General features: G+C 71.7%; 14 protein-coding genes. 10 read left to right on the top strand and 4 right to left on the bottom strand.

From position 1 onward, the window contains the following. The first annotated feature begins 277 nt into the window (after window positions 1-277). From OG448_RS01585 to OG448_RS01615, 7 genes are all read left to right on the top strand, one after another. The gene (locus tag OG448_RS01585) at window positions 278-1789 is read left to right on the top strand and encodes an ATP-binding protein (RefSeq protein WP_405550908.1); all 1512 of its coding nucleotides are present in this window, start codon (window positions 278-280) and stop codon (window positions 1787-1789) included. Continuing rightward, window positions 1786-2193 carry a roadblock/LC7 domain-containing protein gene (locus OG448_RS01590; protein ID WP_030813062.1) on the top strand — a complete coding sequence of 136 codons (408 nt, stop codon included), beginning with the start codon at window positions 1786-1788 and terminating at the stop codon, window positions 2191-2193. The genes OG448_RS01585 and OG448_RS01590 overlap by 4 nt, the downstream gene beginning before the upstream one ends. Beyond that, window positions 2190-2537, top strand: coding sequence for a DUF742 domain-containing protein (locus OG448_RS01595; protein ID WP_031179400.1), 348 nt, complete (start codon window positions 2190-2192; stop codon window positions 2535-2537). Before OG448_RS01590 ends, OG448_RS01595 begins: the two co-directional genes overlap by 4 nt. A 13-nt stretch (window positions 2538-2550) precedes the next feature. After that, on the top strand, window positions 2551-3132 hold the full coding sequence (locus OG448_RS01600; RefSeq protein ID WP_405558629.1) for a GTP-binding protein: 582 nt from the start codon (window positions 2551-2553) through the stop codon (window positions 3130-3132). Beyond that, on the top strand, window positions 3132-4352 hold the full coding sequence (locus tag OG448_RS01605; RefSeq protein WP_405550910.1) for a cytochrome P450: 1221 nt from the start codon (window positions 3132-3134) through the stop codon (window positions 4350-4352). Before OG448_RS01600 ends, OG448_RS01605 begins: the two co-directional genes overlap by 1 nt. Further along, window positions 4349-5575 (top strand): cytochrome P450, encoded by a 1227-nt coding sequence (locus OG448_RS01610; RefSeq protein WP_405550912.1) that lies wholly within the window; start codon window positions 4349-4351, stop codon window positions 5573-5575. Before OG448_RS01605 ends, OG448_RS01610 begins: the two co-directional genes overlap by 4 nt. A 159-nt stretch (window positions 5576-5734) precedes the next feature. Then, window positions 5735-6724 carry an aldo/keto reductase gene (locus OG448_RS01615; RefSeq protein ID WP_405550913.1) on the top strand — a complete coding sequence of 330 codons (990 nt, stop codon included), beginning with the start codon at window positions 5735-5737 and terminating at the stop codon, window positions 6722-6724. 101 nt (window positions 6725-6825) lie between these two features. On the opposite strand, the gene OG448_RS01620 is transcribed toward OG448_RS01615, so the two are convergent. Further along, complete coding sequence (locus tag OG448_RS01620; protein ID WP_405550915.1) at window positions 6826-7329, bottom strand: ArsI/CadI family heavy metal resistance metalloenzyme; 504 nt, start codon at window positions 7327-7329, stop codon at window positions 6826-6828. 80 nt (window positions 7330-7409) lie between these two features. On the opposite strand from OG448_RS01620, the gene OG448_RS01625 reads away from it, so the two are divergent. The 3 genes from OG448_RS01625 to OG448_RS01635 are packed head-to-tail and all read left to right on the top strand — an operon-like array spanning window position 7410 to window position 9350. Then, complete coding sequence (locus tag OG448_RS01625) at window positions 7410-7802, top strand: ArsR/SmtB family transcription factor (protein WP_405550918.1); 393 nt, start codon at window positions 7410-7412, stop codon at window positions 7800-7802. Beyond that, window positions 7799-8905 carry an ACR3 family arsenite efflux transporter gene (gene arsB / locus OG448_RS01630; protein ID WP_405550920.1) on the top strand — a complete coding sequence of 369 codons (1107 nt, stop codon included), beginning with the start codon at window positions 7799-7801 and terminating at the stop codon, window positions 8903-8905. Before OG448_RS01625 ends, arsB begins: the two co-directional genes overlap by 4 nt. Then, window positions 8898-9350, top strand: a complete 453-nt coding sequence (locus OG448_RS01635) for an arsenate reductase ArsC (RefSeq protein ID WP_405550923.1) — start codon at window positions 8898-8900, stop codon at window positions 9348-9350. The genes arsB and OG448_RS01635 overlap by 8 nt, the downstream gene beginning before the upstream one ends. A gap of 75 nt (window positions 9351-9425) precedes the next feature. On the opposite strand, the gene OG448_RS01640 is transcribed toward OG448_RS01635, so the two are convergent. From OG448_RS01640 to OG448_RS01650, 3 genes are all read right to left on the bottom strand, one after another. Beyond that, window positions 9426-9896: an SPW repeat protein gene (locus OG448_RS01640; RefSeq protein ID WP_405550924.1), complete on the bottom strand. Its 471-nt coding sequence runs from the start codon at window positions 9894-9896 to the stop codon at window positions 9426-9428. A gap of 95 nt (window positions 9897-9991) precedes the next feature. After that, entirely contained in the window at window positions 9992-10489 is a 498-nt protein-coding gene (locus tag OG448_RS01645; RefSeq protein WP_405550925.1) for a hypothetical protein, read from the bottom strand. Between the two features lie 56 nt (window positions 10490-10545). Continuing rightward, window positions 10546-11559, bottom strand: coding sequence for an acyl-CoA desaturase (locus OG448_RS01650; RefSeq protein ID WP_405550927.1), 1014 nt, complete (start codon window positions 11557-11559; stop codon window positions 10546-10548). Window positions 11560-11567 lie beyond the last annotated feature (8 nt).

An 11567-nucleotide genomic window follows, 5' to 3' on the forward strand; every position in this document is an offset into this window, starting at 1 on the left:
CGCTCCCCCTTCGCCGTCACCCCGTCGGGGATGGCGGTCACAGTCCAGCGGGCCGGGGGCCGGGCGTCAAGATCTACGGGTTCGGTGGATACGCCACCAGCGCCCGCTTCACGGCCAACGCCACGATTTGAACGTCCACTTCATGGAAGGCCGCTGCTTTCTTTCCATTTTGATCATCAACTCTCGTATAGTGACCGCCGGTTCACCCAAGACGGTGTTTCTTGTCGTTTCTCGTCTCCCGACCACCCCCGATTGCCGCGAGGACCAGACCGGACCGATGACCGCGCCCATGCCCCCTGGCGACCGTCCAGCCCTCCGTACGCCCGCCCTCGCCCTGGCCGCGACCGCCGCCCTGTCGGCGCTCTCGCTCGGCGCGGTCGTGGCGGTGGCCCCCCACGCGGCGCGGACCCCGCTGCTGTGGGCCGGGGGTACGGCGGCGATCGTGCTCTGTGTCGCGGTGACCGTGGCCGCCCACGCCCGGGGCACCGCCCGCCGGGCCCGGCGGCGGCTGGAGAACGCGCTGGCCGACGTGGCGCGGCTGGAGCGGCAGCGGACCTCGGCGGCCGAGGAGACGCGCCGGGAGCAGCAGCGGCTCATCGACGAACTGGCCGCCCAGCGCGCCGAGTTCAGCACCGAGCAGGCCCGGCTGGAGAAGGAGGGCGCGCGCGAGGCGGAGCGGCTGCGCCGCGAGGTGCTGCGGCTCTCCGGCGAGCTGGAGAAGGCCCGGCGCGAGCGGGCGGCGGCCGTCTCCGCCACCTCCAACACGGCGGGCCGGATGCAGGCGCTGGCCACGGCCACCCTGGCCGACCTGCGGGCGATGGAGGAGCGGCACAGCGACGAGGACGTGCTCACCGACCTGCTGCACCTGGACCACCGCACCGCGCAGGCGGGCCGGCTGGCGGACTCCATCGCCGTGCTGACCGGGGCGCGTTCGGGGCGGCGCTGGGCGCGGCCCATCGCGATGGAGTCCATCCTGCGCGGGGCCATGGGCCGGATCGGCGGCTACCGCCGGGTGCGGGTGCACTCCGTCAGCGAGGTCGCCGTCGCCGGGCACGCGGCGGAGGGCGTGATGCACGCGCTCGCCGAACTCCTCGACAACGCCACGAACTTCTCCCCGCCCACCGCCGAGGTCCACGTCTACGTGGAGGAGGTCCCGGCCGGGGTCATCGTCTCCGTGGAGGACAGCGGCCTGGTGATGGGCGACGTCCAACTGCGGCGCGCCGAGAAGGCGGTGACCGGTGACGTGTCCGGGCTGGGCGGTCTGACCGGCACCCGGCTCGGGCTCGCGGTGGTCGGCAGGCTGGCCCGCAAGTACGGGCTGAAGGTGTCGTTCCGGCCCTCGGCGCGCGGCGGCACCGGTGTGCTGATGCTCGTACCGCAGGAGATCCTCACCAGCCCGGCGCCGGCGGCCCCGGCCGCCCCCGCGCCGGAGCCCGAGCGCCCCGCCGCGCCGCCCGCCCCGGTACGCGAGGCCCCCGCGCCGCCCGCCGAGGAGGTGGCCGGCCTGCCCAAGCGCCGCCGCGGCCGGACGCTGGCCGAGGCCGAGCGGTCCCGGTCGGCCTCGCGGGACGACACCGAACGGCCCGCCCCCGCCCCCGACGAGGCCAGGGTCCGCGCGGCCCGCTTCAGCAGCTTCCGCAACGCGGTACGCCCCGGCACCACCCCCGAGGGCGAGGCGCCGCACACCCGGTGCGAGGAACCGCGCGCAGGCGACCCGGCCGACACCCCCGCTGTCCCCCATCCCCCCACGCAACCGCACACGCACCTGGAAGGCGACACCACTTCATGACCGGCCCGACCACCGCCGACGACACGCTCACCTGGCTCCTCGAGGGCCTGCTGGAGAAGACTCCGGGCGCCCGGCACGCGCTCGTCCTCTCCCGCGACGGCCTCAAGCTGTGCCGTACCCCCGAGTTGTCCGTCGACCAGGCGGACCAGCTCGCCGCCATCGCCGCCGGCATCCAGTCGCTGTCGCACGGGGCGTCCGTGGAGTTCGGCGACGGCAGCGGCGGCGTCCGCTCGGCGATGGCCGAGTTCTACGGCGGGGTGCTGTTCATCGTCGAGGCCGGCGAGGGCGCCCACCTGGCCGTGGTGACCAGCGAGGACGCCGACCCCGGCGTGGTCGGCCACACGATGAGCGAACTGGTGGAGCAGCTCGGCGAACACCTGACCGCGCCGCCCCGTTCCTCATGAGCCGTCCGGGCAGGGACGACGCTCCCGACCGTCTCTACACCATCACGCGGGGACGGATCGGGACCGGCGCCGGCAGCCCGCTGGACCTGGTCACGCTGATCGTCGCCGAGTCGGCGGCGGCCACCGGCATGCAGTCCGAGCACGTGGCCATCCTGCGGCTGACGGAGTTCCCCACCTCGGTGGTGGAGATCGCCGCCGAGCTGCGCCTGCCCGTCAGCATCACCAAGGTGCTGCTGTCCGACCTGCTGGCCACCGGCCATGTCAGCGCCCGTCATCCGCGCCGCCCCGCCATCACCGACCCCGACATCCTGGAGCAGGTGCTCGTTGGACTCCGCAATCTCTGACGCGCGCACCCCGTTGGGTGCCTCCGCCGACAACGGTCTGAAGATCGTCGTCGTGGGCGGCTTCGGCGTCGGCAAGACCACGCTGGTCCGCTCGGTCAGCGAGATCCGTCCCCTCAACACCGAGGAGACGATGACACAGGCGGGCGAGTCGGTGGACGACATCGCGCACGTGGGCGGCAAGACTGCCACCACCGTCGCCTTCGACTTCGGCCGCATCACGCTGGACACGCACAATGTGCTGTACCTGTTCGGCGCGCCCGGCCAGGAGCGGTTCTGGTTCCTGTGGGACCGGCTGTTCTCCGGCACGCTCGGCGCGGTCGTCCTGGTCGACACCCGACGCATCGACGACTCCTGGTACGCCATCGACCGCCTGGAACACCACGGCACGCCGTTCATCGTGGCCTGCAACGACTTCGGCGGCCCGGTGCGCGCGGGCGCGGACGTACGCGCGGCGCTGGACCTCGACCCGGACGTACCACTCGTCGACTGCGACGCCCGGTCCCGCGAGTCGGCCAAGGAGGTCCTGATCACCCTGGTCCGCCATGTGCAGACCCGGTACGCCACGGCCGCCGGGGTCAGAGGGGAATTGGTGTGATGTCCGAGGCCGTACCGCTCGGCGGACCCCGCTTCCAGACCGAACCCGCCTGCCTGTACCGGGAGATGCGGCGCGACCACGGCTCCGTCGTCCCGGTGGAGCTGGACGGCGGCATCCCGGCCTGGCTGGTGCTGGGCTACCGCGAGCTGCACCAGGTGACCGGCGATCCGGCGCTGTTCAGCCGGGACTCCGAGCTGTGGAACCAGTGGGAGAACATCCCGGAGGACTGGCCGCTGCTGCCGATGATCGGGCACCGCCAGCCCTCCATCCTCTACACGGTCGGGGAACGGCACCGGCAGCGCGCCACGATGATCAGCAACGCGCTGGAGTCGGTCGACCCCTTCGGACTCCGGCGCCAGGCCGAGCGGTTCGCGGACGAGCTGATCGACACGGTGTGCCTCTCCGGCGAGGCCGACCTGGTCGCCCAGTACTCGTCCCTGCTGCCCGTACGGGTCCTCGCGCACCTCTACGGCTTCCCGGACGACGAGGGGCCGGGTCTGGTCACCGCGCTCAACGACATGATCGACGGCCGGGAGCGGGCGCTGGCCGGCCAGTCCCACCTCGCCTCCTCCATGGCCCGGCTGGTCGCGGACCGTACCGAGCAGCCCGCCGACGACGTGGTCTCGCGGATGCTGGCGGACGACAGCGGGTTCACGGCCGAGGAGATCGTCCAGGACCTGATGGTGATGATGGCGGCCGGGCACCAGCCGACCGCCGACTGGATCGGCAACTCGCTGCGGCTGATGCTGACCGACGACCGGTTCGCCGCCTCCCTGTTCGGCGGCCGCAACAGCGTCGCGGAGGCGATGAACGAGGTGCTGTGGGAGGACACGCCCACGCAGAACGTGGCGGGCCGCTGGGCCGCGCGCGACACCCACCTCGGCGGGCGCCGGGTCCGCGCCGGTGACCTGCTGCTGCTCGGTCTCCAGGGCGCCAACTCCGACCCCCAGGTGCGTACCGACGCCTCGGCGCTGACCGGCGGCAACAACGCGCACTTCTCGTTCGGGCACGGTGAGCACCGCTGCCCGTTCCCGGCGCAGGAGATCGCCGAGGTCATCGCGCGCACCGGCATCGAGGTCGTCCTCGACCGGCTGCCGGACATCGACCTGGCGGTGCCCGCCGGGTCCCTCACCCGCCGGCCCTCGCCCTGGCTGCGCGGGCTGACCGAGCTGCCCGTGCGGTTCACTTCGACCCCTGCCCTGGGAGGCACGTCACGATGACCACCGGTACCGGTATTTCCCGTATCGCCCTCGACCCCTTCGTCACCGACCTGGACGGCGAGAGCGCGGCCCTGCGCGCGGCCGGACCGCTCGCGGCCGTGGAGCTGCCCGGCGGGGTGCCGGTGTGGGCCGTCACCCGGCACGCCGAGGCCAAGGCGCTGCTGACCGACCCGCGCCTGGTGAAGGACATCAATGTGTGGGGCGCCTGGCGGCGCGGCGAGATACCGGCGGACTGGCCGCTCATCGGGCTGGCCAACCCGGGCCGTTCGATGCTCACCGTGGACGGCGCGGACCACCGCAGGATGCGCACGCTGGTGGCGCAGGCGCTCACCCCGCGCCGGGTGGAGCTGATGCGCGAGCGGATCGGCAAGCTCACCCAGGACCTGCTGGACGCCCTGCCCGCCGACGGCGGGGTGGTCGACCTCAAGGCGGCCTTCGCCTACCCGCTGCCGATGTACGTGGTGGCCGAGCTGATGGGCATCGACGAGGCGCTGCTGCCCCGGCTGAAGGTGCTGTTCGAGAAGTTCTTCTCCACCCAGACCCCGCCGGCCGAGGTCATCGCCACCCTGACCGAGCTGGCCGGGATGATGGCGGCGACCGTCGCGGCGAAGCGTGCCGAGCCGGGCGACGACCTCACCAGCGCGCTGATCCTGGCCTCGGCGGACGGCGACCACCTCACGGACGAGGAGATCGTCGCCACCCTCCAGTTGATGATCGCGGCCGGTCACGAGACGACGATCTCGCTGATCGTCAACGCGGTCGTCAACCTCTCCACCCACCCGGACCAGCGGGAGCTGGTGCTCTCCGGGCAGGCCGACTGGTCGGCGGTGGTCGAGGAGACGCTGCGCTGGTCCACCCCGACCTCGCACGTGCTGATCCGCTTCGCCACCGAGGACGTACCGGTCGGCGAGAAGGTCATCCCGGCCGGGGACGCGCTGATCGTGTCGTACGGCGCGCTCGGCCGCGACGAGGAGGCGCACGGGCCGAGCGCCGGGGAGTTCGACATCACGCGGGAGATCAAGAACCGGCACATCTCCTTCGGCCACGGCCCGCACGTCTGCCCCGGCGCGGCGCTGTCCCGGCTGGAGGCGGGCGTGGCGCTGCCCGCGCTGTACGCCCGTTTCCCGCACCTGGACCTGGCGGTCCCGGCGGCCGAACTGCACCACAAGCCGGTGGTCACCCAGAACGACCTGTTCGAGCTCCCGGTCCGCCTGAACGGGTGACTTGACTTCGAGCGCGCTTCAGCTCGTAGCGTCGCAGGCGCTCCGGTGCCCGGCGTCCTTCACGGGATGCCGGGCCGCCAGATCCGTCGCTAGATGGATGAAGGGGCCCGAAGTCGTCCGACGTGACGATCGAGCGCGTGCGAAAGGCTGGAACACCACATGCGACAGCGCAGTCTGCGGGACCTGCAAGTGTCGGCCATTGGCCTGGGTTGTATGGGCATGTCGGCTTTCTACGGGACGGCGGACCAGGACGAGGGCGTGGAGACCATCCGGCGCGCCCGCGAGCTGGGCATCGACTTCCTGGACACGGCCCAGATGTACGGGCCGCTCACCAACGAGTCCCTGGTCGGCGAGGCGATCCGGGGCCACCGTGACCAGTACGTGCTGGCCACCAAGTTCAACTTCCGGATGGACGACGCGGTACCCGGCGACATGTCCAGCGTGGGCCGCCAGGACGGCTCGGCCGAGCATGTCCGGTCCTCGGTGGAGGGCTCCCTCCAGCGGCTCGGCACCGACCACATCGACCTGTACTACCAGCACCGGGTCGACCCGAACGTGCCGATCGAGGAGACGGTGGGCGCGATGGCCGAGCTGGTCGCCGAGGGCAAGATCGGGCACATCGGGCTGAGCGAGGCGAGCGCGGAGACGCTGCGCCGGGGCAACGCGGTCCACCCGATCACGGCCGTGCAGAGCGAGTACTCGCTGTGGTCGCGGGACGTGGAGGCGGAGGTGCTGCCGACCTGTCGCGAGCTGGGCATCGGCTTCGTCGCCTACTCGCCGCTGGGCCGGGGCTTCCTCGCCGGCCGCTTCTCCTCCCCCGACGAGCTGGACGAGAACGACTACCGCCGCAGCAGCCCCCGCTTCACCGACCAGCACCTTCAAGCCAACCTGCGCCTGGCGGCCAAGGTCAAGGAGATCGCCGAGAAGAAGGGCGTCACCCCCGCCCAGCTCGCCCTTGCCTGGGTTCTCGCCCAGGGCGACCACATCGTCCCCATCCCCGGCACCAAGCGCCGCTCCTACCTCGAACAGAACGCCGCCGCGGTCGACATCGTCCTCACCCCGGAGGAACTGTCCCAGATCGACGCCGAGTTGCCCGAGGTCTCGGGCGACCGCTACGACGAGGCAGGCATGCGAGCCGTGAACCGCTGACCCGACCCGGCCGGCCGGGGCGCGGTGCGTGAACTCGGCCCGGGCCGACCCCGGCTCCAGGGAGTGGGGGCGACGGTGACGACTGCGGCAGGTGGCCCAGGTCAACCTCCGCAGTCGCACCGCGCGGCAGCCTCGGCCTCGGGCGGGGTTGAGATGCCGGCCTGCTCGGCGAGGGTGGAGCCGGAGGTGGCGCCGCAGCATGCCTTCGACGTCGTGCCGGCGCTCTTGCCGAGGTGGTCGGCGTCGGCCTTGACGGCGTAGACCTCCCAGGGCTCCTTGCCGGGTCCGTGGACCCAGACCTTGTCCTGGAGCGCGTAGCAGCAGGAGGTGTCGTTCTCTTCGAAAGTGGCGAGTCCGGCGTCCTTGAGGCGGGTGGTGGCGGCGTTGACCTCGCCGGTGGAGGGGACTTCGACGCCGAGGTGGTCCAGGCGGGTGTCCTGGCCGGGGTCGCCTTCGATGAGGACGAGCTTGAGCGGGGGCTCGGTGATGGCGAAGTTGGCGTAGCCGGGGCGGCGCTTGGCCGGTTCCACGCCGAAGAGCTTGGAGTAGAAGGTCACCGAGGCTTCGAGGTCGGCGACGTTGAGGGCGAGCTGAACACGGGACATGTCGGTCTCCCCGAGCAGTCTGTATCGATGTCGGTCGATGCAACCTTGCGTCGTGATTCGAAAAACGTCAACATAGAAGCATGTCGAAACAAGAGCTTGTGGTGCTCGGCCGGAGCACCGAGGAGTGCTGCCCCGGCCTGCTCGCCGCGCCGCTGGACGAGGACCAGGCCGACACCCTGGCAAAGGTGTTCAAGGCACTGGGAGACCCGGTGCGCCTGCGGCTGCTGTCGATGATCGCCTCGCGGGCGGGCGGCGAAGTGTGCGTCTGCGACCTGACCCCGTCGTTCGACCTGTCGCAGCCGACGATCTCCCACCACCTCAAGCTGCTCAGGCAGGCCGGCCTCATCGACTCCGAGCGGCGCGGGACGTGGGTGTACTACCGCCTGCTGCCGGAGATGACGGACCGTCTCGCGGCGATCCTCACCCGCCCCGGCGGACAGCCGCTCGCCGACCCCGCCGGAGCCGCCTCATGAGCGTCCGGCAGCCGCAACCCGCCTCGCCGGCCGGGCGGTTGTCCTTCCTGGACCGCTACCTCGCTGTGTGGATCATCGCCGCGATGGCCGCCGGTCTCGGGCTCGGCCGCCTCCTGCCGGGTCTCGGCGACGGCCTGGCGAAGGTCACCGTCACCGGTGTCTCCCTGCCCATCGCGCTCGGCCTGCTGGTGATGATGTACCCGGTCCTGGCCAAGGTCCGCTACGACCGGCTGGACGCCGTCACCCGGGACCGGCGCCTGCTCGTGCCCTCCCTGCTCCTCAACTGGGTCGTGGGACCGGCCCTCATGTTCGCGCTGGCCTGGCTGTTCCTGCCCGACCTGCCCGAGTACCGCACGGGGCTGATCATCGTCGGGCTGGCCCGCTGCATCGCCATGGTCATCATCTGGAACGACCTGGCCTGCGGCGACCGCGAGGCCGCCGCCGTCCTGGTTGGGCTCAACGCGGTCTTCCAGGTCCTCGCCTTCGGTGTGCTGGGCTGGTTCTACCTCACCGTCCTGCCCGGCCGGCTCGGCCTGGAGCAGACCGCGCTGGACGTGTCGGGGTGGGAGATCGCCCGCTCGGTGCTCGTCTTCCTGGGCATCCCGCTGCTCGCCGGGTTCCTGACCCGCCGCCTGGGCGAGAAGGTCCGGGGCCGCACCTGGTACGAGGCACGGTTCCTCCCCCGGATCGGCCCGTTCGCCCTGTACGGGCTGCTGTTCACGATCGTCGTGCTCTTCGCCCTCCAGGGCGACGCCATCACCTCCCAGCCCTTCGACGTCGCCCGCATCGCGCTGCCGCTGCTGGTGTACTTCGCGCTGATGTGGGCCGGGTCTATGGGGCTGGGACGAGCCGTGGGCCTGGACTACCCGAAGGCCACCACGCTCGCCTTCACCGCCGCGGGCAACAACTTCGAACTGGCCATCGCGGTCGCCATCGCCACCTTCGGCGCCACCAGCGGCCAGGCCCTCGCCGGTGTGGTCGGCCCCCTCATCGAGGTCCCCGTCCTCATCGGCCTGGTCCATGTCGCCCTCGCCGTCCGCCACCGCTTCCCCCGGCCCCGCACCGCCGCCGACCCTGCCCCCAAGGACACCGCCCGTGCCTGAGACCAAGCCCTCCGTCCTGTTCGTGTGCGTCCACAACGCCGGACGCTCCCAGATGGCCGCCGCCTTCCTCACCCACCTCGCGGGCGACCGCGTCGAGGTCCGGTCCGCCGGGTCCGCCCCCGCCGGCGCGGTCAACCCCGCCGTGGTCGAAGCGATGGCCGAGGCCGGCATCGACCTCTCCGCACAGACCCCCAAGGTCCTGACCACCGACGCCGTACGCGCCTCGGACATCGTCATCACCATGGGCTGCGGCGACGCCTGTCCCGTTTTCCCCGGCAAGCGGTACCTCGACTGGACCCTCGACGACCCCGCCGGCCAGGGCGTCGCCGCGGTCCGTCCCATCCGTGACGACATCGAGCGACGCGTCCGCGGCCTGCTCGCCGACCTCGGCATCCGGTCCACGCGGCGAAGCACCCCCGCCCAGACCAACGCTCCGGCCTCGTAGACGGTCAGCGCCGCCGAGCTGTCTTCACCCGGCCGGGACCCGCGCGCTGCGTCGAGTCCCGGCCGCTGTGTTTGTCTACCGGCCCATCATCCCGGCCGCCCGGTTGCCCCGGCGTCCGCCCGTCCGGTTCGCCGCCGCCGCCATCAGGGCGAGGACCAGGCCGACCGCTCCGGCGACGATGTTGCTGGTGATCGAGCGTGTGGTGTCCACGTTGCCCGCGACCACCCAGGGCGAGACGATCATCCAGATGCCGATCAGGGCGGCCGCCCAGGCCCTGGCGTGGGTGCGTTCGTACGCGTGACCGAAGCCGCTCATCAGCAGGGCGTAAGCGATACCCGCGATCAGGTTGTTCACCGCGAGGGTGGTGAAACCGTTGAAGCCCGCGATCCACGGGGATGCCGCCATGTACAGGCCCGTGATGAGGGCCATCGCCTCGATAGCCTGCCCCCTCTGCGTCGCGGCCGCCCGCTCCGCCAGTACGAAGCGCTCCCGCATCTCCAGGACGTCAGGGTGCGACTCCATCGTGGTGTGCATTCGTTCGGTCATGATCGCGCCTCCTGCGTCGGGGTTCCACGTCTTTATGTGGATTTGACGCGACCCGAGTACCCCTCCGAAACACCGCACACCCGAGGAAACGGGTCTCAGTCCGCCGGCTTCAGATCCGTGATCTTGCGCGTCGTCAGGTCGGACTGGACGTCGATCCGGGTGACCTCCGGGTGCTTGCCGTCGCTCCAGGTCAGGGTGACCCTGCTGGTGGCGTGGCCCATGCCGGAGCCGGTGTAGGCGACCTTCCACTTCACGGGGACGTTCTGGGCGAAGAGGATGCCGTCGGCGTGGTTCTTCTTCTCCCAGGCGGCGACCTTCTTGCGGGCGGAGGCGGAGAGGTAGAAGTCGCGCAGCGCCTTGGCGTCGGCACCGCTCGCCGGGTCCTCGTTGTCCCAGACGGCGTCGATGTAAGCGCCGTAGAAGTCGGTGACCCGCTGGGTGACATCGCGCGGGTCGTTCTGGGCGGTGGTCACGGCGGCGGGCCGGGCCGGGGTGGAGGCCGTGCCCGCCAGCGCCGGGGTGACGGCGGCCAGAGCGAGGCCCGCGGCGAGGGCGACGACGGTCAGCGGAGTCGTACGAATGCGGATGGACATGTGTCTCGATTCCCCGTATTCCACGCGGCCGGGACGATCCCGGTCGTTGACGGTGCCTAAGACCGCAATTCTCGCGCCCCGGTTCCCGGTTCCGGCACTTTGGCTTCCCGGCGTCGCGCCCGCACCCGGCCGGCGTCGGGCCAGCGCACGTCGTAGGCCCAGCCGAGGCGCTCGAACCAGCGGATCAGCCGCGCGCTGGCGTCCAGTTGGCCGGTGAGGACACCGTGCCGGGCGCTGGTGGGGTCGGCGTGGTGGAGGTTGTGCCAGGACTCACCGAAGGACAGGGGGGCGAGCCACCACACGTTCCCGGAGCGGTCCCGGCTGCGGAACGGGCGTGCACCGGTGGCGTGGCAGATGGAGTTGATGGACCAGGTCACGTGGTGCACCAGGCAGACCCGCACCAGCCCGGCCCAGAAGAACGCCGTCGCCGCGCCCGCCCAGGTCCCGGTGATCAGCAGCCCGAGCAGTGCGGGCAGCATCAGCGAGAGCGCCACGAACACTGCGAAGCGCCGCGAGATCAGCCGCAGCGCCGGGTCCCGTTCCAGGTCGGGCGCGTACTGCTGCGTGGAGGCGTGGTCGGTGTCGAAGAGCCAGCCGAGGTGCGCGTGGAACATGCCCTTGGCGAGCGCGCCCGGGGTGCGGCCGTACCGCCAGGGCGAGTGCGGGTCGCCGTCGCGGTCGGAGTACCGGTGGTGCTTGCGGTGGTCGGCCACCCAGGTGAGCACCGGGCCCTGCACGGCGAGGCTCCCGGCGACGGCGAGCGCGATCCGCAGCGGGCGGCGCGCCTTGAACGAGCCGTGGGTGAAGTACCGGTGGAACCCCACCGTGATGCCGAGCCCGCTGACCAGGTAGAACACGGCGGCGAGGGTGACGTCGACGGGACTGAGCCCGTTCCGCCAGGCGAGCGGGACGGCGGCGAGGAGCGCGAGGAAGGGGACGGCGACGAAGACCCCGATGAGGATCTGCTCGGTGTTCGGCCAGGACCGCGCCCGGCCGGGGGGCGGTACGGCGTCCGGGATCTGCGGCACTTCCGGGGCTTCCGGCACGGGCGGGACCTTTCGGCTGGGCACGGGCACTG

The organism is Streptomyces sp. NBC_01171, assembly GCF_045039805.1.
Taxonomy (GTDB): Bacteria; Actinomycetota; Actinomycetes; order Streptomycetales; family Streptomycetaceae; genus Streptomyces.